Annotated in this window: 28 protein-coding genes and 1 tRNA gene; 12 read left to right on the forward strand and 17 right to left on the reverse strand. The window is 34.2% G+C overall.

All coding sequences use genetic code 11. From position 1 onward, the window contains the following. Positions 1 to 85: 85 nt before the first annotated feature. Positions 86 to 286: a DUF6485 family protein gene (locus TAGGR_RS07015; protein WP_059176658.1), complete on the forward strand. Its 201-nt coding sequence runs from the start codon at positions 86 to 88 to the stop codon at positions 284 to 286. On the opposite strand, the gene TAGGR_RS07020 is transcribed toward TAGGR_RS07015, so the two are convergent. Further along, positions 258 to 1,133, reverse strand: coding sequence for a metallophosphoesterase family protein (locus TAGGR_RS07020; protein WP_059176659.1), 876 nt, complete (start codon positions 1,131 to 1,133; stop codon positions 258 to 260). The genes TAGGR_RS07015 and TAGGR_RS07020 overlap by 29 nt on opposite strands. Continuing rightward, positions 1,111 to 1,749, reverse strand: coding sequence for a HEAT repeat domain-containing protein (locus TAGGR_RS07025; RefSeq protein ID WP_059176660.1), 639 nt, complete (start codon positions 1,747 to 1,749; stop codon positions 1,111 to 1,113). The genes TAGGR_RS07020 and TAGGR_RS07025 overlap by 23 nt, the downstream gene beginning before the upstream one ends. A gap of 46 nt (positions 1,750 to 1,795) precedes the next feature. Here TAGGR_RS07025 and TAGGR_RS07030 point away from each other — a divergent pair, with 46 nt between their 5' ends. Continuing rightward, positions 1,796 to 2,371, forward strand: a complete 576-nt coding sequence (locus TAGGR_RS07030) for a class II aldolase/adducin family protein (RefSeq protein ID WP_059176661.1) — start codon at positions 1,796 to 1,798, stop codon at positions 2,369 to 2,371. A 1-nt stretch (position 2,372) separates the two neighbouring features. Here TAGGR_RS07030 and rfaD read toward each other — a convergent pair whose 3' ends face one another. Further along, positions 2,373 to 3,332, reverse strand: a complete 960-nt coding sequence (gene rfaD / locus TAGGR_RS07035) for an ADP-glyceromanno-heptose 6-epimerase (RefSeq protein WP_059176662.1) — start codon at positions 3,330 to 3,332, stop codon at positions 2,373 to 2,375. Between the two features lie 86 nt (positions 3,333 to 3,418). Between rfaD and truA the strand changes: the two genes are divergently transcribed. Next, positions 3,419 to 4,183 carry a tRNA pseudouridine(38-40) synthase TruA gene (gene truA, locus TAGGR_RS07040; RefSeq protein WP_059176663.1) on the forward strand — a complete coding sequence of 255 codons (765 nt, stop codon included), beginning with the start codon at positions 3,419 to 3,421 and terminating at the stop codon, positions 4,181 to 4,183. Here truA and TAGGR_RS11090 read toward each other — a convergent pair. The 7 genes from TAGGR_RS11090 to TAGGR_RS07075 form a co-directional block, all read right to left on the reverse strand. Next, positions 4,177 to 4,569 (reverse strand): TraR/DksA family transcriptional regulator, encoded by a 393-nt coding sequence (locus TAGGR_RS11090; protein ID WP_059176664.1) that lies wholly within the window; start codon positions 4,567 to 4,569, stop codon positions 4,177 to 4,179. The two genes, truA and TAGGR_RS11090, sit on opposite strands and share 7 nt — an antisense overlap. Then, a complete protein-coding gene (frr, locus tag TAGGR_RS07050) occupies positions 4,570 to 5,127 on the reverse strand; it encodes a ribosome recycling factor (RefSeq protein ID WP_059176665.1) in 558 nt (185 codons plus the stop codon). Beyond that, positions 5,099 to 5,851: a UMP kinase gene (gene pyrH / locus TAGGR_RS07055; protein WP_082673609.1), complete on the reverse strand. Its 753-nt coding sequence runs from the start codon at positions 5,849 to 5,851 to the stop codon at positions 5,099 to 5,101. Before pyrH ends, frr begins: the two co-directional genes overlap by 29 nt. After that, on the reverse strand, positions 5,844 to 6,437 hold the full coding sequence (gene tsf, locus TAGGR_RS07060) for a translation elongation factor Ts (RefSeq protein ID WP_059176666.1): 594 nt from the start codon (positions 6,435 to 6,437) through the stop codon (positions 5,844 to 5,846). The genes pyrH and tsf overlap by 8 nt, the downstream gene beginning before the upstream one ends. 12 nt (positions 6,438 to 6,449) lie before the next feature. Next, the gene (gene rpsB / locus TAGGR_RS07065) at positions 6,450 to 7,235 is read right to left on the reverse strand and encodes a 30S ribosomal protein S2 (protein ID WP_059176667.1); all 786 of its coding nucleotides are present in this window, start codon (positions 7,233 to 7,235) and stop codon (positions 6,450 to 6,452) included. Between the two features lie 133 nt (positions 7,236 to 7,368). After that, positions 7,369 to 8,610: a sensor domain-containing diguanylate cyclase gene (locus TAGGR_RS07070; protein WP_059176668.1), complete on the reverse strand. Its 1,242-nt coding sequence runs from the start codon at positions 8,608 to 8,610 to the stop codon at positions 7,369 to 7,371. Next, positions 8,607 to 9,449 carry an HDOD domain-containing protein gene (locus TAGGR_RS07075; protein ID WP_153000495.1) on the reverse strand — a complete coding sequence of 281 codons (843 nt, stop codon included), beginning with the start codon at positions 9,447 to 9,449 and terminating at the stop codon, positions 8,607 to 8,609. Before TAGGR_RS07075 ends, TAGGR_RS07070 begins: the two co-directional genes overlap by 4 nt. Before the next feature lie 46 nt (positions 9,450 to 9,495). On the opposite strand from TAGGR_RS07075, the gene TAGGR_RS07080 reads away from it, so the two are divergent. Beyond that, the gene (locus tag TAGGR_RS07080) at positions 9,496 to 9,762 is read left to right on the forward strand and encodes a SemiSWEET transporter (protein ID WP_059176670.1); all 267 of its coding nucleotides are present in this window, start codon (positions 9,496 to 9,498) and stop codon (positions 9,760 to 9,762) included. Here TAGGR_RS07080 and aroF read toward each other — a convergent pair. The 3 genes from aroF to pgeF form a co-directional block, all read right to left on the reverse strand. Continuing rightward, positions 9,753 to 10,772, reverse strand: a complete 1,020-nt coding sequence (gene aroF, locus TAGGR_RS07085) for a 3-deoxy-7-phosphoheptulonate synthase (RefSeq protein ID WP_059176671.1) — start codon at positions 10,770 to 10,772, stop codon at positions 9,753 to 9,755. The two genes, TAGGR_RS07080 and aroF, sit on opposite strands and share 10 nt — an antisense overlap. A 180-nt stretch (positions 10,773 to 10,952) precedes the next feature. Beyond that, a tRNA-Pro gene (locus TAGGR_RS07090) sits at positions 10,953 to 11,026 on the reverse strand. Between the two features lie 10 nt (positions 11,027 to 11,036). Then, the gene (gene pgeF / locus TAGGR_RS07095; RefSeq protein ID WP_059176672.1) at positions 11,037 to 11,696 is read right to left on the reverse strand and encodes a peptidoglycan editing factor PgeF; all 660 of its coding nucleotides are present in this window, start codon (positions 11,694 to 11,696) and stop codon (positions 11,037 to 11,039) included. Positions 11,697 to 12,012: 316 nt separating this feature from the next. On the opposite strand from pgeF, the gene TAGGR_RS07100 reads away from it, so the two are divergent. The 3 genes from TAGGR_RS07100 to TAGGR_RS07110 are packed head-to-tail and all read left to right on the forward strand — an operon-like array spanning position 12,013 to position 14,485. Continuing rightward, complete coding sequence (locus TAGGR_RS07100; protein WP_059176673.1) at positions 12,013 to 12,930, forward strand: HD-GYP domain-containing protein; 918 nt, start codon at positions 12,013 to 12,015, stop codon at positions 12,928 to 12,930. Continuing rightward, positions 12,843 to 13,244, forward strand: coding sequence for an HD-GYP domain-containing protein (locus TAGGR_RS10670; RefSeq protein ID WP_059176674.1), 402 nt, complete (start codon positions 12,843 to 12,845; stop codon positions 13,242 to 13,244). Before TAGGR_RS07100 ends, TAGGR_RS10670 begins: the two co-directional genes overlap by 88 nt. Further along, positions 13,241 to 14,485, forward strand: coding sequence for a replication-associated recombination protein A (locus TAGGR_RS07110; RefSeq protein WP_059176675.1), 1,245 nt, complete (start codon positions 13,241 to 13,243; stop codon positions 14,483 to 14,485). The genes TAGGR_RS10670 and TAGGR_RS07110 overlap by 4 nt, the downstream gene beginning before the upstream one ends. On the opposite strand, the gene TAGGR_RS07115 is transcribed toward TAGGR_RS07110, so the two are convergent. Together TAGGR_RS07115 and TAGGR_RS07120 are read right to left on the reverse strand one after the other, a co-directional pair. Then, on the reverse strand, positions 14,482 to 15,108 hold the full coding sequence (locus TAGGR_RS07115) for a radical SAM protein (RefSeq protein WP_059176676.1): 627 nt from the start codon (positions 15,106 to 15,108) through the stop codon (positions 14,482 to 14,484). The genes TAGGR_RS07110 and TAGGR_RS07115 overlap by 4 nt on opposite strands. Further along, the gene (locus TAGGR_RS07120; RefSeq protein WP_059176677.1) at positions 15,105 to 16,007 is read right to left on the reverse strand and encodes a metal-dependent hydrolase; all 903 of its coding nucleotides are present in this window, start codon (positions 16,005 to 16,007) and stop codon (positions 15,105 to 15,107) included. Before TAGGR_RS07120 ends, TAGGR_RS07115 begins: the two co-directional genes overlap by 4 nt. A 111-nt stretch (positions 16,008 to 16,118) precedes the next feature. Between TAGGR_RS07120 and atpB the strand changes: the two genes are divergently transcribed. The 5 genes from atpB to TAGGR_RS07145 all read left to right on the forward strand — a co-directional run bounded on the left by atpB (position 16,119) and on the right by TAGGR_RS07145 (position 20,617). Next, positions 16,119 to 16,796, forward strand: a complete 678-nt coding sequence (atpB, locus tag TAGGR_RS07125; RefSeq protein ID WP_059176678.1) for a F0F1 ATP synthase subunit A — start codon at positions 16,119 to 16,121, stop codon at positions 16,794 to 16,796. 27 nt (positions 16,797 to 16,823) lie between these two features. Next, the gene (locus TAGGR_RS07130; RefSeq protein WP_059176679.1) at positions 16,824 to 17,156 is read left to right on the forward strand and encodes an ATP synthase subunit C-like protein; all 333 of its coding nucleotides are present in this window, start codon (positions 16,824 to 16,826) and stop codon (positions 17,154 to 17,156) included. 64 nt (positions 17,157 to 17,220) lie between these two features. Next, the gene (locus TAGGR_RS07135; protein WP_059176680.1) at positions 17,221 to 19,299 is read left to right on the forward strand and encodes a CHASE2 domain-containing protein; all 2,079 of its coding nucleotides are present in this window, start codon (positions 17,221 to 17,223) and stop codon (positions 19,297 to 19,299) included. 8 nt (positions 19,300 to 19,307) lie between these two features. Then, a complete protein-coding gene (locus TAGGR_RS07140; protein ID WP_161936195.1) occupies positions 19,308 to 19,763 on the forward strand; it encodes an SH3 domain-containing protein in 456 nt (151 codons plus the stop codon). Further along, complete coding sequence (locus tag TAGGR_RS07145) at positions 19,760 to 20,617, forward strand: M48 family metalloprotease (RefSeq protein ID WP_059176682.1); 858 nt, start codon at positions 19,760 to 19,762, stop codon at positions 20,615 to 20,617. Before TAGGR_RS07140 ends, TAGGR_RS07145 begins: the two co-directional genes overlap by 4 nt. 4 nt (positions 20,618 to 20,621) lie before the next feature. Here TAGGR_RS07145 and TAGGR_RS07150 read toward each other — a convergent pair whose 3' ends face one another. Together TAGGR_RS07150 and pth are read right to left on the reverse strand one after the other, a co-directional pair. Next, entirely contained in the window at positions 20,622 to 21,296 is a 675-nt protein-coding gene (locus tag TAGGR_RS07150; protein ID WP_059176683.1) for a zinc dependent phospholipase C family protein, read from the reverse strand. After that, positions 21,293 to 21,862, reverse strand: a complete 570-nt coding sequence (pth, locus tag TAGGR_RS07155; protein ID WP_059176684.1) for an aminoacyl-tRNA hydrolase — start codon at positions 21,860 to 21,862, stop codon at positions 21,293 to 21,295. Before pth ends, TAGGR_RS07150 begins: the two co-directional genes overlap by 4 nt. Positions 21,863 to 21,868 lie beyond the last annotated feature (6 nt).

The raw sequence follows: 21,868 nt of genomic DNA on the forward strand, positions 1-21,868 counted from the left end.
TAGCATTTAATTTTTGTTAAAATTATTAATGCTTGGGGAATTTTGATTTCCAGAGTATTAGAGTTAGAAGATAGGAGGAAGTTTTATGGAATGCAAAGTTGAGAGAAACAAAAAAATCTGTACCTGCAGTTATGAACCCTGTGAAAAAAAGGGAATCTGCTGTGAATGTTTACATTATCACAGAAAAAGGGGAGAACTCCCTGCATGTTATTTCACTCCAGAGGTGGAAGCTACCTATGACAGAAGCATAAAGAGATTTATTTCGATGTATCAAGGTAAAAAGTAAGGTCTTCTAAAACTATATCAGTAGCATCTTTAATTTTTTTTGATAGATCAACTTTTGCAACAATAATGCCTGCCCGTGAAGCGTATCTGCGGCAGGTAAAGACAGTAATACATCTGTTTGAGTATATGGCTCTGCCTGCTAAGTTGTAGTCGTGAGCCCTTAAAAAACATGAGGCACCTGTCAATTTTAAGAAATCAATAAGTTGCTCTTCAGTAAATTTAGGAATTCCAAATCCTCTAAAGATTGGAGAGATTTCAGGATCTGCCCATAAAATTTCTATAATTAAATCTTCCCGAGATTTATCATCTACTGCTTGCCCTCTCATAGGAAATCCACTATGGGAAGCTATAACTCCATTTGCTGTCTGAAGCATGAGAGGCATCTGTCTAAAAACATTTAAAGCATGATCGTGTAGTTTTACTCCTATACTCCCAAAAATCTCAACAAGTTCATCACTAAATTCGTATGGAAAGCATCTTACTGCGTAGTCTGCTTCGTGGTTACCTTTTAGTAAAAAAACTCTATCTGGGAAATTCATTTTAAGCAAACAAAGATAGACGATGTTCCAAACAGAACCTGCTGGCTCCGGTTCTCTGTCAATGTAGTCTCCAAGAAATATGAGATACTGTTTATCTGAGTTCTGTAAAAATCTTCCAGTTATGTATTGTGTTGTTGAAAAATCACCATGTGTATCTCCTACAAATACAGATTCTCCATTCTGAGAGGAAAGTTTAACCAAAGCAGGTTCTTTTGCCAGAATTTCTGAACAGCCTTTTAAAATTTGAATAATATCATCTGGCTCAAAATCTCGTATTAAATCAGGATTATAGAGAACCTCCGAAAGCATCTATTAATTCTCTATGATTTCCGTCAGAGGCTATTTTCTTTATAAAATCTTTTGCCTCAGGTGTGTTAATTGATTTCAGTGCATTAACTATTGCTATCCTCACGGCAAGAGCTTTTTCCATAAGAAAAGCTTCTTTTAAGTATTCAACTGCCTCTCTCATCTTAAGTCTTCCTAATGATTTAGCAGTAGCTTCCCTTACAAGAATTTCAGCGTCTTTCAATCCTTCTTTGAGAATTTCAAGAAGTCTTCTGCTCGGCTCGCAATCACCTAATGCATCAGCTACATAAGATTTTAACGAAGGACATTCATGATGAAAAAAGGGATCCTGAAACATCTGAAGTAGAGCTTCTTTTGCCTGAGGAGTTCCAATATTGCCAAGAAGTCTTATGGCACGAATTCTGTATCTCCAGTCATAACCTCTTGCATTTGCAAGATCTATAACTGTTGAAAGTCTTTCAGAAGTTTTGAACTTTTCAACAAAAGCAGGATCTGAAATTTTTTCTCTCCAATGGGGGACATCAAGTTCCTTAAGAAGCTCATCAATTGTAAGACTGTAGCTATTGGTGCAAGGAATAAGTAGAAATGCTAAAATAAGCAGTTTCACAACAAACTTCATAAAAATCTCCTCCTTAAAAAGTTATTATATTGTTTATAATAAAACTATGCAATGGAAAAAAGAAAGAGAACAAATTGTCAGGGCAGCAAAAAAGATTTACAGAAAAGGGCTTGTTACTGGATATAGTGGAAATATCAGCACGAGATTGAATGAAAAACTTATTGCAATAACCCCAAAATCAAAATCTTACAGTAAACTTAAAGCATCGGATATCGTGATCATTGATTTTGATGGAAATTTAGTGGAAGGTAGCAATGAACCGTCTTCTGAAAGGATGCTCCATATTGAAATATACAAAAATAGAAAAGATGTAAACGCCATAATTCATACTCACTCTACCTTTGCATGCACAATTGCAGCTTTAAATTTTTCTCTCCCTCTGATTCTTGATGAACAGATTGAAATTCTTGGTGGTGAGATAGGTGTTACAAAGTATGCTCCTTCAGGAACAAAAGAGCTTGCAGAGGAAACTGTGAAGACATTAGCTCAAAAAAAAGCTGTTTTATTGTCCAAGCATGGAGCTGTTGGTGTTGGCTCTACAATAGAAGAGGCATTTTTAGTCTGTGAACTTCTTGAAAAACTCTGTAAAATTTATGTTTTTATGAGATCAATTGGACAATGAATCAAGATTTTTCAAGATAATTAATGATATAGTCCTCTACACCTCTTTCAAGAGAAAAAGTAGGTTTATCATATCCAACTTTTTTCAATTTACCCATATCAGCCTTTGTAAAATATTGATACTTGCCTTTTATATCCTCTGGCATGTCAATGTATTCAATCTTAGGAGTAATACCGAGAGATGAAAAAACAGCTTTTGCTAAATCGTTCCATGAACGGGGAATTCCTGTTCCTATATTGAATATTCCATTTATCTCAGTTTTTTCAAAAAAGAATAAAGTCATCTCTACAGCATCTTTAACATATATGAAATCCCTCATTTGTTCACCGTCTCTATAGGCAGGATTATAGGATTTAAAAAGCCTAATTTTCCCATCTCTTTTAATTTGCTCATATGCTTTCAAAACCATGCTTCGCATATCACCTTTATGAGCTTCTCCTGGACCATAAACATTGAAGTATTTTAAGCCAACGATTTTATCAAGAACCCCATTTTTCAATGCCCATAGATCAAATATTTGTTTAGAGTATGCATAGGCATTAAGTGGTTTTAACTGAGGAATTAAGCTATGGTCATCGTTAAATCCCTTGGAACCATCTCCATAAGTAGCTGCGCTTGATGCATATATAAATCTAACATTATTTCGTATAGACCATGTAGCCAGTTTTTTAGTATATTCATAGTTGTTTTTCATGAGAAAATCAACGTCTTTTTCAGTGGTGCTACTTCTTGCTCCGAGATGAATTATAGCTCTGGTGGAAATTTTAAATTCATCTATTTTCTCAATAAACTCATCTTTATGAATGTAGTCTTCAAAGGTGAGATCAACAAGATTTTTCCACTTTTCCGATGTATTTAAGTTATCCACTATAAAGATCCTATCTTCACCAAGTTCATTAAGCCTTTTTACTACATTTGAACCAATAAATCCTGCTCCTCCTGTAACAATTATATAGCTCATTTTACCTCCAGAGAGTGTTTAGTTTTTTATTTTACCATAACCCGCTTTTTTATCGTGTATCCTTTATGAATGTTATAATTTAAACTATGGCTCATATTAAAATGATAATTCAATATGATGGAACCAACTACTTTGGATGGCAGAGTCAGAAAAAGGGGCAAACTATTCAGGGAAAAATTGAAGAGATTCTCTACAAAATTCTTAAAAAGCCGATCAAAATTCGTGGAGCTGGAAGAACAGATGCAGGTGTGCATGCTCTTGCACAGGTTGCTTCATTTAAAGCTGATCTTAAAATATCTTTGAGTGTTCTTAAAAAAGTCTTGAATTCTCTTCTGCCTAAAGACATAAGGATAATCAATCTTGAAGAAGTTGATGATCATTTTCATCCCCAATATTCAGTAAAAAGAAAATCTTACATCTACTATTTATGCATTGATGAAGAGTGTTCCTGTTTCATACAAAGATATGTGTGGCATTATCCAAGAAAACTTAATTTAGATTTGATAGATGAAGCTCTATCTTTATTTAAAGGGACAAAAGACTTTACAGCTTTTTCAGGTAGTACTGATGTAAAAAATAGAGTAAGAACCGTCTATGATTTTACAATGCAAAAACTTGACAGTCTAAGTTTTATGGATATGCAAATAAATGGAAGTTTTATCAAATTCAGGATAGAAGCAGATGGTTTTTTAAGATACATGGTGAGAAACATAGTTGGATGCATTGTAGAAGTTGGCAGAGAAAAACTGAGTATTGATGCAATTCGAAAAGCTTTTAATTCAGGGGAAAGACCATCTTCTATGCAGACAGCCCCTCCCCATGGACTTTTTTTGGAGGAAATATATTACTGAGATTCCTCACCTTCAAATTTTTCCATCATTTCAATTTTTTCCTGACAGTCTCTGCAGTATATGGCAAATGGAAGAATTTTGAGTCTTTCCTCAGGAATTTCATCTCCGCACATCTCGCATATTCCATAAGTACCTTCTTCAATTTTTCTTAGAGCTTCCTCAATTTTTTTAAGAATATCTCTGTGTGTGCTTAACTGTTTCAAGCTTATGTCTTCTGAAAGATCAATGGCACTTAAATCAGCATCATCCATTACTGCCTCAACAATCTGGCGTTTTTCTCCAGTTTGAAATTTTTTCATCTCTTCACGAGCTTCCTTTAGAATCTGCTCCTTCATCTTGTTGAGCATTTTTTTTAATCTATCTTTTCTTTCCTGATCAATTTTCATTTAAACCTCCATGATTTCTTTCTCTTTCTGTTCAAGAGCCTTGTCAACCTTTTCAATAAAGGAATTGGTTATTTTCTGTATTTCTTCCTGAAGTCTGCGGGAGTCATCTTCACTTAATTTCTTTTCTTTTTCTGCTTTTTTAATCTCTTCAATTATATCCCTGCGTATGTTTCTGATGGCAACCCTTGCTTCTTCAGCTCTCTTACGAACAACTTTCACAAGCTGCTTTCTCCTTTCTTCTGTTAAAGGAGGGATGACTATTTTAATCATTTTTCCATCATTGATTGGTGTAAGTCCAAGATCAGATTTCATTATGGCTCTCTCTATCTCACCTATCATTCTTTGTTCCCAGGGCTGGATTGTTATCATTCTTGGTTCAGGGACTCCAAGTGTTGCTACCTGATTAAGTGGGACCATGTTTCCATAGTACTCAACTTTAATGTTGTCAAGAAGAGCAAGAGAAGCTCTACCTGTTCTAAATGAAGCAAGGTCTTTTTTAAACACTTCCACTGTTTGATTCATTTTTTCATTAGCTTTCTTCTTGAACTCCTGCATCATTTTTCACCTCTTTTAAAACAATACTTCCTATTTTCTCACCTAAAATTATTTTCTTTAAGTTATCTGGTTTGCGAATATTGAAAACAATAATAGGAAGATTATTATCCATGCAAAGCGTTATTGCAGTAGAATCCATCACTCTGAGTGAATTCCTTATAACATCCATATAAGTAAGTATATCAAACTTCTTAGCCTTAGAGTCTTTTACAGGGTCTGATGAGTAGATACCATCTACCTTTGTTCCTTTTAAGATAACATCTGCACCGATCTCAATTGCCCTGAGAGCTGCTGCTGTATCAGTGGTAAAATATGGATTACCAGTGCCTGCAGCAAATATCACCACGCGACCTTTTTCAAGATGTCTTATGGCTTTTCTCCTTATGTAAGGCTCAGCAAGCTCTCTCATCTCTATTGCAGATTGAACGCGGGTGTCAACATCCTGTTTTTCAAGAGCATTTTGAAGAGCCAGTGCATTGATTACTGTTGCAAGCATTCCCATGTAGTCTGCTGTTGCTCTTTCAATTCCCTGTGCCTGAGCCTCGCTGCCACGCCAGATGTTACCCCCACCAATTACAACAGCAATTTCTACTCCAAGCTTATAGGCTTTTTTAATTTCATCTGCCATATAGTTTACAGTAAAAGGATCAATACCATAACCTTTATCTCCCATAAGGGATTCGCCACTAAGCTTAAGTAGAATTCTTTTATAAATAGGTTTATTCACTCTGTCCTACCTGAAATCTTACAAATCTTTTTACTACAATATTTTCACCAAATTTTGCAATCTTTTCATTGATAATATCTTTTATTTTTCTTTCCGGTTCTTTGATAAAAGGTTGATCAAGAAGGCACATATCTTCAAAAAACTTTTCAAGCTTGCCTTCAATAATTTTTTCAATAACCTGAGGTGGTTTATTACCAGGTATTTGTGCTTTGTAAATCTCTTTTTCTTTGTTTATTACATCCTCAGGCACATCCTCTCTCCTTATGTACTGAGGGTTTGATGCAGCTATGTGCATTGCAATGTCCTTTGCAAGCTGACGGAATTCTTCATTTCTTGCGACAAAATCAGTTTCACAATTTAGTTCAAGCATTACTCCGATTTTGTCCATGTGAATGTAGGCAGTTATGATTCCTTCTCTGGCTTCACGGGATGCTTTTTTCTGAGCAGTTGCAAGCCCTTTCTGTCTTAAATACTCAATTGCTTTATCAAAATCTCCACCTGAAGCTTCAAGTGCCTTTTTACATTCCATCATTCCAGCACCTGTTTTTTCTCTGAGTTCTTTTACCATCTGAGCAGTTATTGCCATTTGTCTCCTCCTTTACTGTTCAATGTATTCATCCATTGATTTTTGATACTCTTCTTCCTGAAGTATCTTTTCCTTTATTGCCGCCTTTTCAGCTTCTTCTTCAAAACGTTTCATTAAAATTTCCTTACCTTCAAGCACCGCGTCAGCCATCTTTGATGTAATAAGCTTTATTGCTCTAATTGCATCATCATTGCCAGGAATTACATAATCAACGAGGTCAGGATCACAATTTGTATCAACAATTGCAACGATAGGAATTCCAAGCTTTATTGCTTCCTCAACAGCTATTTTTTCTTTTTTAATATCAACAATATAAATTGCTTTTGGAAGTTCCATCATATCTTTAATTCCAATCAGGTTTATTTCAAGCTTCTGTCTTTCTTTTTCTAATTTTGAAATCTCCTTTTTAGTGTGTAAATAAAGTGTTCCATCTTCTTTCATCTGCTCAATTCTTTGCCATTTTTCCACACTTTTCCTAACAGTGGAAAAGTTTGTAAGCATACCTCCAAGCCAGCGATGGTTTACATAAAAAACTCCTGCTCTTTTTGCTTCTTCAGCTATTGCTTCCTGAGCCTGCTTTTTGGTGCCGACAAAGAGAATGCCACCTCCCTGAGAAGCAACTGTTTTTAAAAACTCATAAGCCTCTTCAATACCTTTAACTGTTTTCTGAAGATCAATGATATGGATTCCGTTACGCTCTGCAAAAATGTACTTTTTCATTTTTGGGTTCCATCTTTTGACCTGATGACCAAAGTGAGCGCCTGCTTCAAGAAGTTCTTTCATTGTGATTACTGACATAAAGACCTCCTAAAATGGTTTTACCTCCGCTCTTTCTCCTTAACCCTTTCGGGACCATCGGAGAATTCTAAGAGCGTGTGTTTTAAAGAGTCAAAGACTCTTTTACATTAAGTTTAAAATTTATCATATTTTTTCAATCTGTTTCAATTACCTCTATTTTATCCTTTATTTTTTTAGCTTCAAGAAGAGCTTTATCAACTTGCTTAAAAAAGTCTTTATAATCTTTGTAAAATCTGAAACTCTCACCTTTTCCGATACAGCCTACAGCACCACTTACAGAAACTTTAATTTTTTTATATTTATTCTTAAATTCTTCTCTTATTCTTTCGGCAAATTTTTTACCACCCTCAGTAGAACTCCCTATAAGAATACATCCAAATTCGTCTCCACCTATTCTTGCGACAATATCTTCTTTTCTTTTAACAGCCTTTAAAATTCTTGCAAAAAGCTTTATAAGTCTATCCCCTTCAGGATGTCCAAACATGTCATTGACTTTTTTTAATCCATCAAGGTCAAAAAGAATAAAACAAAAGTTGTTTCCATACCTTAAGGCTCTTGCATACTCTTCTTCAAGTCGCTGAAAGAAATACTTTCTGTTGTATATTCCTGTTAAAGAATCTGTTATAGATGCTTTGTAAAGCTTTTTATTTATTTTTTGAAGTTCTAATGTTTTCTTATTAACCTCTTTTTGTAAAGTCTCATTAAACTGTAAACTTTCATTGTAAAACTTAAAAAGTGTTATTACTGCAGAGAAAAGCTGCACCATTGAAACAAGAAAGAAAATACAGGCTTCATCAAAAGCATTTGCTTCAGGATGGGAAAAATTAATCACACCAATTGTTTTATTTTGAATTTTTACTGGCACTGATAAAACTGATCTTATCGGAAGTGTTGAAAGTTTCGGGTCAAATCTTTCATCTTTTTTGACATCAGGACTATAAATAAAATTGTCCTGTTTAAATGCCGCACCTGCCAGTGTTTTGGCAATGTTAAATAATTTTGTTTTGAAATCTTTTAGTTTAATTTTTCCTGTTGCAACCTTTAAAACAAGGCATTCTAATTCAGGATGTTTTTCAAGAAATGATATGTTTTCAACAGGAAGCAATTTAATAAATTCATCAAAACAGTATGATATGAATTTATAGAAATCTCTCTCGCTATAAATCCGATCAAGAATCCGATTAATGGAAGAGATCACTCTTACAGAGAGTTCAGCACTACATGCAAAATCTTCAGTTAATTCAAAGAGAGATTTTTCTATAATCTGTTCTCTTTTTAAATACTCTAAAATTTTTTGCTTCAGTTCTTCATCACAGTAACTTTGGAGATCTTTAATTTTCAGCAGGTTACCAATCTCTAATAAAAACTCTCTCATAAGTCTTCTATATCCTTAACCATTTCTTTTAGTTCAAAGATGAGTTCTTCTGGTTGTGGAAGATTTAAAATTTTATAAACTCTTTCTTTGTGAAATTCTGTTTCACTCTTTTTACCCAGAGGATAATAATCAAGCTTTTCAGCTATATAGTTGGAAAGTTGAACCAGCGCAACTTGCTTTGCATATTTCAATGATTTATCAGGAAAATCGTGATGATAAAGAATAACCTCCTGAACTACCTCTGGCAGTCCCCACATCTCAGCAAGCCATTTTCCCACCTGTGCATGATTTGTTCCGATAATTTCTTCTTCTGCTTTAATTAGAGTAATCTCCTCTGAGACAGTTTCTTCTATTTTCTTAAAATGATTATTAAAAGCATAATAAAGCGCAAAAAGTCCAATATCGTGAAGAACTCCTGCTGTAAAGTTTTCGTCTGAAGTTTCTTCTAAAAACTTATCTGCAATAATCTGAGCTATTGAGCCTGTAGCAATAGAATGCTTAAAAAGCCTTGCATAAGTTTTTTCTTTTTCAGGAGATGATTTAAACAGGCTAAATATCGCTATTCCCAGTGCAATGTTTCTTAAAGTCTTAAATCCTATTTTAAGAAGTGCGTCTTTAATAGTTGTAATCGGCTTATAAACACCAAGATAAACTATATTAGCAACACCAAGAACCTTTGACATAATTGGAGGGTCTCTTTCAATAATACTGACAAGTTCGTCAAGATGAGTTAGTTCTTTTGATGTTAAGTTGAGTATCTTTTCAGCCGTATAAGAGAGAGTAGGAAGTTTTTTTAGTTTCTGGATATCAATTCTTATATCATTAACTTTTGAATTCATTCTTATCCCTTGTTTTAAAATTATTCTAAATAATACAATATAGATTATGAAGTTTTCAATAGATTTGAACAACATCATCGGAATAATTGCAGGAGCAATAACAACATCTGCTCTTATTCCGCAGGCATTAAAAATATATAAAACCAAATCTGCCCGAGATGTCTCACTCATGATGTTTATTTTTCTGGCAATAGGAATAGCACTCTGGTTTATTTACGGAATTTTAATCAAAGAAATTCCCGTAATTTTAGCAAACTTTATTTCTTTAATTCTAATCTTTACAATTATCTTTATGAAAATCCGTTACGGCTGACCTCTTTCTATAATTGATGTAAAGAGTCTCAATTTTTCAACCATTTTACCAAAGGAACTGAAATTCAACGATTGCGGTCCATCTGAAAATGCTTTTTCAGGCTGAGGATGAACTTCTATCATAAGACCGTCTGCACCTGCAGCAACTGCAGCATAAGCCATTGAAGGAACATATTTTGCATATCCTGTTGCATGGCTTGGATCAACAATTACCGGAAGATGGGTTTCCTCCTTAAGCACCGCAATAGCTGAAAGGTCAAGGGTGTTTCTTGTAGCAGTCTCAAAAGTTCTGATTCCTCGTTCGCATAAAATAACATTTCTATTGCCTTCGCTCAGAATGTATTCAGCACTCATGAGCCATTCTTTGATTGTCATTGACATTCCTCTTTTAAGTATTACAGGTTTCTGAACCTGTCCCACTCTTTTTAAAAGTTCAAAATTCTGGGCATTCCTCGTTCCAATCTGGAGAATATCAACATATTCTGAGACAAGGTCAACATGTTCAGGATTGACCACTTCTGTTACCACAGGCATTCGGGCAATCTCACCAGCCTTTTTAAGTAATTCAAGTCCTTCTTTGCCAAGTCCCTGAAAGGAGTAAGGAGAGGTTCTCGGCTTGTAAGCACCTCCTCTTAAAATATGAGCACCAATTGATTTTACAGCCTTTGCAGTACTGATAATCTGTTCTTCATTTTCAACAGCACAGGGACCAGCGATTATAACAATTTCTTTGCCTCCAATTGAAACATCACCCACTTTGATAACAGTCTTTTCCTTTTTTACTTCCTTTGAGGCAAGCTTATAGGGCTTAAGAATCGGTATAACAGCCTCTACTCCATCAAGACTCTCAAGAGTTTGAAGTATAAATTTGCCCCTTTCGTCTCCAACAGCTCCAATTACATTTCTTGTAGCACCGTAGATTACATGAGGCTTGTATCCAAGTTCCTCAATTTTTGATATCACCTGTTTAAGTTGCTCTTCAGTTGCCTCAGGCTTCATTACAATTACCATTTTTAAACCTCCATGAAAGTTTTTTAATAAATAAAAAAGGCAGACAAATCAGGAGCACCTTTCTGCCCCTGACCTGTCTGCCTTGAAATTTCTTGCCAGACTTAAACTGCCAGAGGCAGATTATCTAAAATAAAAACCAAACCAGAAATAAAACGTTTTTATCATTTTCTCTCCTTTTTATCGGGGTGAGAGGATTTGAACCTCCGACACCACGGTCCCGAACCGTGCGCGCTGCCAGACTGCGCTACACCCCGTTTTTTATTATTATAACATCCCGATTATTCCGTATTGCCTTTCTGCCTTTTTACCATGAAATCTGTAAGATGCGTATTCATTGTTTTTACAGTATGTGCAATCCTCTGAAATCCATATGTTTTGTCTCTTTACACCTGCTGAAATAGCTTGAATGAAATTTGCCACTCCAATATCAATATGTATTTTGCCATTTACTCTAAGAATGTAATCATCTTCTGGAGTCTGCTGTTTCAATGCTTCAATAACTTCCTCACCCACCTCATAACAGCATCCTTTAATGTATGGTCCGAAGGCGATAAGAAGATTTTTAGGATCACTTCCATAAATTTCATTCATTTTTAGTATTGTTTTTTTCAAAATTCCCTTTGCTGTTCCACGCCATCCAGCATGAACTGCCGCTACTACTTTATTTTCTGGATCAAATATAAGCACAGGTAGGCAATCTGCGGTTTTTACTCCTATGAATAAATTTTTTTGAGCTGTAATCACAGCATCTGCTATTGATGGCTCTGAGCAAAGATGTAGAACTGTTATGCCGTCTGTATGCCTTTGAATAGGTAGATAAAGCTTAAAAGGAAGTGAATTTTTAAAATCTTCAAAATCTTCTACCTTTCTTGTAAAAAATGCCTGAATCTGGTGATCTTTGAATATTTCTGGATAAATGAACATTTTTTATTATACCTGTTAAACATCTAATTTGGCGATATATATTAACTATGGATAATATAATCTTCGCTACGGAGATGTCTAACTTTTTCATCACCCTCTAAATTCCTGCGAGAGTGTAAGACGAGAGCGTCTGTTCTGGTAAAAAATGCCTTATACTCTCGCAAACAAAATTGGAAGAACAATTGCAAGCATCTGAAAAACCACTCTATTAATTACCTGTATGGTTAATTAAACTTAATCACTGAGTAAATAGCAATCCGTTATTCCATTAAAAATCATGTTCCATTTTATCTTGATTTTTTGTGATAATTAATTAATGAGCTATACAACAAAAACAAAAAAAATTCAGGAAATAGAACTCATTAAAATTGATCTTAACGATTTAAAGATAAACAAACCTTTACCATATGATGTTTATGTTCGTGACGCTGGAATAAATAAAAAAGTTTTCAATAAAGGCACAATACTTTCAAACAGCTTTATTGATGTTTTAAAGGAAAAAGGGATAAGTCATGTTTATGTTGAAAAATCTGAAATAGAGATTTCCAAATCAAGTTTAATCTCTGAATCAATTTTAGACTCTCCTGTAGCTTTTAAAAACTACTCTTTTTTTAAAGAAAATTTCGTTCAGATAGACAGACACCTCTTGATACCAGGAGTTGAGGTGGAGTTTCCCATCTATCATCTAAGAGATTTTAACTTCAAAAAAGTTATTGAAGCTTCAGAGAAAAATCCAGCTATGATCTCTGACTATACAATTCCCAGAGATGGTGATATATTAATTGAAAAAAAAGACTTACCTCTATTCAAAGAATACATTGAATTTTTAAATCAAAGAGTTGATAAGCTATCAGAAGGGAATAAAGAGCTTAAAAATTTAATAATAAAAGAATCTGCAAAAGTCCTGATGACTGAGATTTTGAATGAACCAAGAAGCGGAGAAAAGATAAAAAAAGTAGGTGAGATGATCCAGAATATTGTAGAAACCATGCTTGATAATCCTGACTCAATTTATAGCCTTCTAAATCTCAAAAGTTATGATTACTATACATATACTCACTCTGTTAATGTAGGAATTCTATCAACAGGGCTTGGGATACAGATAGGCATGGATAAAGATAAACTGTACAATTGGGGATTGGTGCAATGCTTCATGATCTTGGAAAGTCGCAGATTCCCCATGAAATACTCAATAAACAGGGAAAACTTAATGATACAGAATACAACATTATAAAACAACATGTTTTATTTGGCTATGAACTTCTTGAAAATCAGAAGGAGTTTCCAAAAGATTCTTTGACAGCAGTGCTTCAGCATCATGAAAAGCTTTCAGGAAAAGGTTATCCATTTGGATTGAAAGCAGATGAAATAAAACTTTTTGGAAGAATTACAGCAATAGCTGACTGTTATGATGCTTTAACAACTCGGAGGCCCTATAAACCGCCATTAACCTCTTATTTTGCTCTTTCCATAATTGTTAAAGAAAAGGGAGATTATGATCCTGAACTCTTAAAGGCTTTTATAAAGATGCTCGGTAAGATAAAATGAGTGATCTGTTTGATAAACCCTCAGAAACATCAAAAATTCAACCTCTTGCCTACAGAATGATGCCAAGAAATCTTGAAGAATATGTTGGACAGAGTCATATTCTTTCAGAGGGAAAACTTCTAAGAAGAGCAATAGATTCAGACAGAATAACTTCTCTTATTTTATACGGACCTCCAGGCACTGGGAAAACAGCTCTTGCAAGAATTATCGCAAATAAAACAAAGGCTCATTTTCAGTGGCTGAATGCAACAACGCTGAATATTGAGGAAATAAGAAAGCAACTCTATTCGGCAAAGCAAAGACTCAGTAAAGGTGTAAAAACGATTCTTTTTATAGATGAAATTCACAGACTCAACAGAGTCTCTCAGGATGCCCTGCTTCCTGATATTGAGGAGGGAAACATAATCCTTATTGGAGCCACTACTGAAAATCCCTTTTTTTATCTCAATTCGGCTTTGCTTTCCAGAAGTCATGTTTTTGAACTAAAACCTTTGAGTGAAGAAGAGATTATAACAATTCTTAAAAGAGCTTTAAATGATAGGGAAAGGGGATTTGGAGACTTAAAAATTGAAATTACCTCTGAAGCACTTCTTCATCTGGCAAAATCCTCAGATGGAGATGCCAGAAAGGCTCTATCAGCCCTTGAGATTGCTGTTTTAACTACTGAAATGGATAAAGATGGCGTTATTAGAATTGATGTTAAAGTTGCTGAAGAAAGTATTCAGAAAAAGCACATTGTCTATGACAGAGCTGGAGATGAACACTATGATACAGCTTCAGCTTTTATTAAAAGCATGCGCGGAAGTGATCCAGATGCAACAGTTTACTGGCTTGCCAAAATGATTTACGCCGGTGAAGATCCTCGTTTTATAGCACGAAGAATAGTAATTGCAGCAAGTGAGGATGTGGGAAATGCTGATCCAATGGCTTTGGTTGTTGCCACAAATGCAGCTCAGGCAGTTGAGTTTATAGGAATGCCAGAGGCAAGAATAATTCTTGCTCAGGCTGCAATTTATGTAGCCAATGCTCCAAAAAGTAATGCCTGTTACAGGGCAATAGAGGAAGCTCTAAAAGATATTGAAAAAGAACGGACTTTTCAGGTTCCCGAGCATCTTAAAGATGCCCATTACAAGGGTGCTAAAAGACTCGGGCACGGAAAAGGATATAAATATCCCCATGACTACGGAGGATACGTAGAGCAGGACTATCTTCCTCTGAAGAAAAAGTACTATAAACCCTAAGCTCCTCTTATATCACCAAAAATGTATTTATGAATCTGAAGATTAAGACGCACAGGCAGAGCATCATTAATTATCCATTTAGCAAGTTCTTTAGGTTCAAGAATCCCATAGGCAGGGGAAAAAAGAATTTCTGAAGTCTTTATTTCGTGCTTTTTTATAAAATCCTTTGCCCATTCATAATCAGTTCTACTTGTTAAAACAAATTTAACCTCGTCAGTTTCCTTTAAAAATCTTAAATTTTCAATGTAGTTTCTTTCGCTCATTCCACTTCCAGGAGTTTTTATGTCCATTATTACTTTTACTTCAGGGTTAACCTTTTCAATAGAAATTGAACCGTTTGTTTCAATAAGCACTCTATGGGTTTTTACAAGCTCATTCATAAGCTCATGCACTTCATCCTGCAGTAGAGGTTCTCCACCTGTTATTTCAACATACTTAAATGGAAAAGAACGAACCTTTTTCAAAATTTCATCAATTGAGAGTTCCTCACCTTCATAGTAAGCGTACTTTGTATCGCAGTAGGCGCATCTGAGGTTACATCCTGTAAGTCTTACAAAAATCATGGGAATACCAGCAAGAGAGCTTTCTCCCTGAATACTTGAAAAGATTTCACAGACTTTCATATTTTCAGGCTTGCATTTACTATTTTATAACCCTGCGAAGTTTCCTTTAACCATACTTTTGCAGTAAATCTGTTATTTGGCAAAAATCCGTAGGAAAGCTCTTTCCAAATCACAACAATTACATCACCTTCCTGTTTCAGCTCTGCTACAGGATGTTTCGCAAGTGAAAGCAGTGATTTTACTGCTTCAGCTTCTTTTGATTTTATAATTGCAGGGTCATTTTTAATCCTGTATTTTTCATCAATATAAACCCGCTTTGTAAAAAGGTCAACAAATCCTGTTATGTATTCATCTGAATGCTTTGCCACAAACCACCATCTTAAAAAATCATTTGGAAGGGGATAAACCCTGTATTGATGTGCCTCAATTTTTTGTTTAAGAAAATCTCTTGCCTCTGCTTTAAAATACGCCTTTGTCCCAATGTATAAAGCAATAAAAACCATTGACAAAATATATAAAAACTTTGCCTGCTTTTTAAATTTTAAGGACAACAAAACTACAACTAAAAGAGGCAGTAAAACATAGGGATCAATTATAAATGTTAAGGAGAGATTGTAGGAGTTCCAATCAAAGGGAGAAAGAATTTTTGTTCCATATTGATTTGTGAGGTCAAGAAAAAGATGGAGCCCATAAGCTATGAATGAAAAAGCATATACCTTTAAAAAGCCTAATTTTTTCCGAAAGATTATTGCAGGCAAAAGAGGAAATAAAAATAAAGCTCCTATTCCATGAGTAATTCCTCTGTGATACATTAAAAAAAGCTCTCTACTGTGAAGCCTTAAAACAATATCAATATCAGGAATTAGCGAGCTAATAAGAATAATGGCAATGATTGTTTTGTTCTTACTTATTGTTTTTCCAACTACAAATCCAGAAAGGGTATGAGTAACAGGATCCATAAAAAATTGTAACAGAAATTAAATAAATAAAAGAAGTTTATTTTATTGCTTGACATTTGAAAAATTTTTATGTATTATAACTTAATCAAAAAATAAGAAAGGAGGCATAGCGTGGAAGCACCAACTATTTTAGGGATGTTAATTCCTTCAGTCCCACCTTTTGTTAGTTATTCATGGTTAGCAATGATTCTTATTATTGTTGTATCTTTAATTGTCAAAAGCAATCTTAAAATGGTTCCTGCAGGACTTCAAAATGTCATGGAAGTACTAATAGAATTTCTTCAAGGACAGGCACGAACAAGTATAGGTCATCACTGGGGAGATAAATTTCTGCCTCTTTTAGGTACTCTTTTTATTTATATTTTAGTAGGAAATCTTTTTGGTCTTATTCCAGGCTTTGAATCTCCAACTTCCAATGTGAATGTTACTTTCTCAATGGCAATACCTGTATTCTTTATCTATCAGTTTATGGGATTTAAAGTGCACGGCATTCGTTATTTAGAGCACTTCTTTGGTCCTATAAGAAGTATTTATGCTATTCCATTTATGCTTTTCATGTTCGTTGTTGAATGGATTACCCATTTAGCAAGACCTCTTACACTGGGTGTCCGACTTTTCGGTAACATGTTTGGAAAACATCTTTTGTTAATGGTTCTTGGAATACTTGCTCCATTAATTGTTCCAGTAGCATTTCTTTGCTTAGGAACATTGGTTAGTGTACTTCAGGCATATGTCTTTATGTTATTAACAGCTGTTTATATAGCAGGTGCAGTTGAAGAATCTCACTAAATAAAAAAAGAAAGGAGGGAAGAAGTAATGAGAAAGTTTTTCGTAATCTTCTTTGCAGCTCTTTTAGTAGTATTGACAGCCTCCGTAGTATTTGCAGCTGAATCTGATCCTGCAAAGCTCAACTATTACGGATATGCCACAGCCGGTGCTTTAATTGGACTTGGTGCAGCAGCAGGTGGTGGTGGAGCTGGAATGGGACAGGGTCTTAGAGGTATTCTTGAAGGTTCTGCAAGAAATCCTGGAGTCACTGGTAAACTCATGACACTCTTTATCGTAGGTCTTGCATTGATTGAGTCTCTGGTTATTTATGTTCTCGTATTTGTTCTTATTACCTTCTATGCAAATCCTTTTGTAAAGTAATTTTTTATTTATTTTTCAGAGAAGGAGGAGCGTTTGCTCCTCCTCTTTTATTTAAGAACTATGTATGAATAAAAAAAATTTATCTAAAAAGGTTGCTATACTTTCAATTCTTTCAATACTGTTTTCTTCGTTTGTATATCTTACAGAAATTTTAAAGCCTTTTGAGTTCAAAGTCTACGATCTGTTTACAAAATATTTAAATCCTGCTAAAAAATCAGACAATATCTGCCTTATCTACATAGACCAACTAAGCATTGATGAACTAAGCAAGGAAAAAATAACATGGCCCTGGCCAAGACAGATCTATGCTCCTGTTATTGAATATCTTTCAGAAGCTGATGCAGTTTTTATTGATATTCTCTTAACTGAACAGTCTTCTTACGGAGTTGAAGACGATAAAATTCTTGCCGAGGCAGTTGAAAAATCAGGTAATGTTTATCTGCCTGTTGTTCTATCACGAGAAAAAAGAGATTTTGATGAAAAATATGCTCAAAAAATCTCTTATCAAACTCAAATACCACTAAAATATGAATACAACTCTATAATTTTTCCAATAGAAGAACTCAAACTCTCTGCTAAAAATCTTGGAAATGTAAGCATCCTTCCAGATGAAGATGGAATTTACAGACATATGCCTTTATTTTTCAAAGTAAAGGAATATGTAATTCCAGCATTTGTGGTCAGTTACTTTATTGATAAAAATCAGATTTTGGTAAAAAATAACGAAATTTTGATAAATAACTCGCCTATTCCTTTAAACAATGGAAGTCTGCTTTTAAAATACTCAAGTGATAAAAATCCCTTTACTGTTTTTTCATTTGTAGAAATTCTCGGAGCATCAACTTCAGGGGATAAAAAATTAAAAGATTTCTTCAAAGGAAAAACTGTATTTATCGGACTCACAGCAGCTGGACTTTTTGATCTTAAATCTACTCCTGTGTCATCAAAAACACCAGGTGTATTTATTCACGCCACTGCCTTTGAAAATTTGATTAACAAAAATTTTATTAAAATTATCCCTGATTTTTTTATCTTTGTATTGCTTTTCTTAATCTCTTTAACTATCCCTTATACTTTTTTAAAACAGCATTCCATGAAAATAAATCTTCTTGTTTTTTTATGTCTATTGATTTTTTTAATTTCAGCATCTGTAATATTATTTAGATTTTCTTTATACCTGCAACTTTTACCACCCTTTTTATCTCTAATATTCAGCTCAATAATAACACTTCTTTATAGTTATGCCACAGAGGGGAAAGAGAGAAAATTTATTAAAAGAACATTTAGTCAGTATATGGATAAAAAAATAGTTGATTATCTTCTCGAACATCCTGAATCCATAACTCCAGGTGGGCAGAAAAAAACTGCAACTGTATTTTTTGCAGATATAGCAGGATTCACTTCTATATCGGAAAAACTATCACCAGAAGATACTGCCATGATGCTTCATAGAGTACTTAATTCATTAACATCTGTGGTTATCAAATATGGAGGAGTTGTAGATAAATATATTGGTGACTGTATTATGGCTTTCTGGGGAGTTCCTCTAAAAACAGATTCAGATGAGATTAATGCCTGCAGAGCTGCATTAGAATGCATTCACTCTATTGAAGAATTGAACAAAGAGTTTTTAAAAGAAGGAATGCCGCCAGTTAAAATCCGAATTGGAATCCATACAGGAGATGTAATTGCAGGTAATATTGGTAGCGATAGACTTTTTAACTATACTGTAATTGGTGATACAGTAAACATAGCATCAAGACTTGAGTCAGTAAATAAATTTTTTAAAACAAATATTATAATCAGTGAAGAAACATACTCAAAAACATCAGATATTTTCCTTGCAAGAGAGCTCGGTGTTATAACAGTTAAAGGGAGAGTTAAACCATTAAAAATATTTGAAATTTTGGGTGAAAAGGATAGATTAAAGGATGAAAAAATATTACTTGTTGAAAACTATAATGCAGGATATTTACTTTTCAGGCAACAAAAATGGAATGAGGCAAAAGAGATTTTTCTGTCCATTCTGAAAAAGTTCCCAGAAGATTTTCCGTCAAGATTTTATCTGACTCAAATAGATGAGCTACAAAATTCACAACAGTTGACAGAAGATTGGTTTATTATTAAAATTAAAGAAAAATGATGATCAAGTTGATATTCAAAATCGCAGTTTTGATTTTTATATTTTCTAACCTGTCATGGGCTGAGACGGTTACTGTAATCACAAAGGAAAATGCTATCAGGGAATCACCAAGATTTTTTTCACCGGTAAAAGCCTATGTAAAATATGGAGACATTCTAAATGTGATTAACAAAGAAAAAGATTGGTACAGAGTGAAGTTTAAAAATACCTCAGGATACATTCATAAAACTGCAGTGGAAAAAAGAACTTTATCAACCTATGGAGTATCCACCTCTTCTCAAACTCCATCAGAGGGTGAGATAACTCTTGCTGGAAAAGGTTTTAACCCACAGGTTGAAAAAGAATACAGAACCAAAAATCCTATGATTCCATATAAAGTTGTTGACAGAATTGAAAGTTACCGTATTTCTGAAAATGAAATAATATCCTTTATAAAAAGTGGAGGGCTTTCAGAGCCACAATGATAAGGAAATTTATATTTATTCCAATTTTATTGATTTGCCTGCTTTCTTGTAAAAATGTTGATATAGACAAAGCAGTAGACTTAACCTTTACTACCATTCAAGCAACTGAAAAGGCAGCAAGACCTATATCAGATGAAGAAGAATACTATGTAGGGAGAGCTGTTGCAGCAAGGCTTTTACAATACTATCCTTTATATGAAAACTCTGCATTAACCAGATATATAAATTTAGTTGGCACAACAATAGCACTTCATTCTGAAAAACCTTTCACATTTGGAGGCTACCATTTTGCTGTACTAAACAGCAATGAAGTAAATGCCTTTGCCTGCCCGGGAGGTATAATATTAATAACAAAAGGGATGATTCAGCTTGCACAGAATGAAGATGAGCTTGCTGCAATACTTGCCCATGAAATAGCCCACATTAATCATCGTGATGGGATAAACTCAATTAAGCAGGCAAGATGGACAGAAGCACTTACAATCATTGGTACAAAAGCAGCAAGACAGTTTGGTTCTGAAGATTTAACCAAACTTGTAAATATCTTTGAAGGTTCAGTTGATGACATAGTGAAAACTCTTGTTGTCAATGGCTATAGCAGATCACAGGAATATGCAGCAGATGAAACTGCCCTATCATATCTTGCAAAAGCAGGATACAATCCTTATTCTTTGATAAATGTCCTTGAAAGAATGGGAAAATACGCTAATGTTAACAACAAAGGCTTTTTTAAAACCCATCCTGATCCAAATGATAGAATAGAAAACATCAAAGATAAAATTCCTTCCGTAAACTTAGATCAAACTCTCTTCAATAAACGACTACAAAGATTTAATTCTTTTGTCAAAAGCTAAAGAATTAGTGATGAGGTGGAAGGGTTATTATTTTTGAATTCTCTCTATTGTTAAGAATATCAAGCATAGCAGTTAATGACTTTAAATGAAAACTGTTAAACATTTCGGAATTTTTTAGGTCACTCTTATTGAATCCTGAGAGAAAAATCAATGATCTATATATTTTCTTTGAAGTTCTTATAGACACTGGATTTAACAGGATTTGTTCAAAAAATCTCTCACTCATCTTTCTAACTCTTTTGTTTATGCTCATTATCTGAAACCAGTAAAATCTATCAACAACTCTATCTGCTTTTATCTCAAAAATCATGTGCTTAAAAGAATTAAATTCTCTTATTTCATTATGAAGGATAGCATCTGCTGCCAGGTGGGTTAGAAATCCGTAGGCAAATGACTTTTCTTCAGGTCTCTCTGCATTATTTAAAAGCATAAAACCTGTTTTCCATGAGTGAGGATTCTTCTCATCAGGCAGATATTTTTTGCCAATTACTATATCAGGAATAATATTGCCATAGATAAAATACTCTTTATAGTGTTTTATCAATCTAAAAATATCCATAGTCACAAGTCCTGAAAAAGAAAGTATTTGACTTCCGAGATAAGTATGTGTAAGAGGACCCCATGCATAAGAAGTTTCTGGTAAAAATACAAAAATAGTGATTAATAAGAGCCAGCTCATAGATCATCCCTATTGTAAATATTCATTGCTTTATCAAGCCCTTCAGTAATCAAAGTAATGATTGCATCAGCTGCAACAGTCAACTTTTCTCTTATTATAGCTTTTTCTTCCCTTTTAAAAGGACTCAGAACATAATCTGATATCTCCTCTGCAGGATCTTTACCAATACCCAATTTTACTCTAATAAAGTCCTTTGTTCCTATGCTTTCAATAATTGACTGAACCCCTCTATGTCCACCTGAAGAACCATTTCTTTTTATTTTTATTTTTCCTAAAGGTAAATCAAGATCATCGTGAACCACAATTAAAGACATGGGAAGAGACTGTAAAATTTTTTCATTGATAAATTTTTTTACAGCTCTTCCACTTAAATTCATATAGGTGGTTGGTTTTATAATTGCTATATCCTCATCATTAATCTTTGCCTCTGCTATAAAATAATCTTCTTTTTCTTTAAAATCTACATTAAGCTTTCTTGCAACTTCATCAACTATCATGAAACCTACATTATGTCGTGTATTTGCATATTTTTTACCAGGATTCCCGAGTCCAACAACTATAATCATTCAACT

Origin of the sequence: Thermodesulfovibrio aggregans (assembly GCF_001514535.1) — a bacterium.
In the GTDB taxonomy this organism is placed as follows: Bacteria; Nitrospirota; Thermodesulfovibrionia; order Thermodesulfovibrionales; family Thermodesulfovibrionaceae; genus Thermodesulfovibrio; species Thermodesulfovibrio aggregans.

What these genes read in the sequence shown, in the direction of transcription:
- TAGGR_RS07015 (WP_059176658.1), top strand. Translation starts at nt 86, where the DNA reads ATGGAATGCAAAGTTGAGAGAAACAAAAAAATCTGTACCTGCAGTTAT.
- TAGGR_RS07020 (WP_059176659.1), bottom strand. Translation starts at nt 1,133, where the DNA reads ATGCTTTCGGAGGTTCTCTATAATCCTGATTTAATACGAGATTTTGAG.
- TAGGR_RS07025 (WP_059176660.1), bottom strand. Translation starts at nt 1,749, where the DNA reads ATGAAGTTTGTTGTGAAACTGCTTATTTTAGCATTTCTACTTATTCCT.
- TAGGR_RS07030 (WP_059176661.1), top strand. Translation starts at nt 1,796, where the DNA reads ATGCAATGGAAAAAAGAAAGAGAACAAATTGTCAGGGCAGCAAAAAAG.
- rfaD (WP_059176662.1), bottom strand. Translation starts at nt 3,332, where the DNA reads ATGAGCTATATAATTGTTACAGGAGGAGCAGGATTTATTGGTTCAAAT.
- truA (WP_059176663.1), top strand. Translation starts at nt 3,419, where the DNA reads ATGGCTCATATTAAAATGATAATTCAATATGATGGAACCAACTACTTT.
- TAGGR_RS11090 (WP_059176664.1), bottom strand. Translation starts at nt 4,569, where the DNA reads ATGAAAATTGATCAGGAAAGAAAAGATAGATTAAAAAAAATGCTCAAC.
- frr (WP_059176665.1), bottom strand. Translation starts at nt 5,127, where the DNA reads ATGATGCAGGAGTTCAAGAAGAAAGCTAATGAAAAAATGAATCAAACA.
- tsf (WP_059176666.1), bottom strand. Translation starts at nt 6,437, where the DNA reads ATGGCAATAACTGCTCAGATGGTAAAAGAACTCAGAGAAAAAACAGGT.
- rpsB (WP_059176667.1), bottom strand. Translation starts at nt 7,235, where the DNA reads ATGTCAGTAATCACAATGAAAGAACTTCTTGAAGCAGGCGCTCACTTT.
- TAGGR_RS07070 (WP_059176668.1), bottom strand. Translation starts at nt 8,610, where the DNA reads ATGAGAGAGTTTTTATTAGAGATTGGTAACCTGCTGAAAATTAAAGAT.
- TAGGR_RS07075 (WP_153000495.1), bottom strand. Translation starts at nt 9,449, where the DNA reads ATGAATTCAAAAGTTAATGATATAAGAATTGATATCCAGAAACTAAAA.
- TAGGR_RS07080 (WP_059176670.1), top strand. Translation starts at nt 9,496, where the DNA reads ATGAAGTTTTCAATAGATTTGAACAACATCATCGGAATAATTGCAGGA.
- aroF (WP_059176671.1), bottom strand. Translation starts at nt 10,772, where the DNA reads ATGGTAATTGTAATGAAGCCTGAGGCAACTGAAGAGCAACTTAAACAG.
- pgeF (WP_059176672.1), bottom strand. Translation starts at nt 11,696, where the DNA reads ATGTTCATTTATCCAGAAATATTCAAAGATCACCAGATTCAGGCATTT.
- TAGGR_RS07100 (WP_059176673.1), top strand. Translation starts at nt 12,013, where the DNA reads ATGAGCTATACAACAAAAACAAAAAAAATTCAGGAAATAGAACTCATT.
- TAGGR_RS10670 (WP_059176674.1), top strand. Translation starts at nt 12,843, where the DNA reads ATGCTTCATGATCTTGGAAAGTCGCAGATTCCCCATGAAATACTCAAT.
- TAGGR_RS07110 (WP_059176675.1), top strand. Translation starts at nt 13,241, where the DNA reads ATGAGTGATCTGTTTGATAAACCCTCAGAAACATCAAAAATTCAACCT.
- TAGGR_RS07115 (WP_059176676.1), bottom strand. Translation starts at nt 15,108, where the DNA reads ATGAAAGTCTGTGAAATCTTTTCAAGTATTCAGGGAGAAAGCTCTCTT.
- TAGGR_RS07120 (WP_059176677.1), bottom strand. Translation starts at nt 16,007, where the DNA reads ATGGATCCTGTTACTCATACCCTTTCTGGATTTGTAGTTGGAAAAACA.
- TAGGR_RS07130 (WP_059176679.1), top strand. Translation starts at nt 16,824, where the DNA reads ATGAGAAAGTTTTTCGTAATCTTCTTTGCAGCTCTTTTAGTAGTATTG.
- TAGGR_RS07135 (WP_059176680.1), top strand. Translation starts at nt 17,221, where the DNA reads ATGAATAAAAAAAATTTATCTAAAAAGGTTGCTATACTTTCAATTCTT.
- TAGGR_RS07145 (WP_059176682.1), top strand. Translation starts at nt 19,760, where the DNA reads ATGATAAGGAAATTTATATTTATTCCAATTTTATTGATTTGCCTGCTT.
- TAGGR_RS07150 (WP_059176683.1), bottom strand. Translation starts at nt 21,296, where the DNA reads ATGAGCTGGCTCTTATTAATCACTATTTTTGTATTTTTACCAGAAACT.
- pth (WP_059176684.1), bottom strand. Translation starts at nt 21,862, where the DNA reads ATGATTATAGTTGTTGGACTCGGGAATCCTGGTAAAAAATATGCAAAT.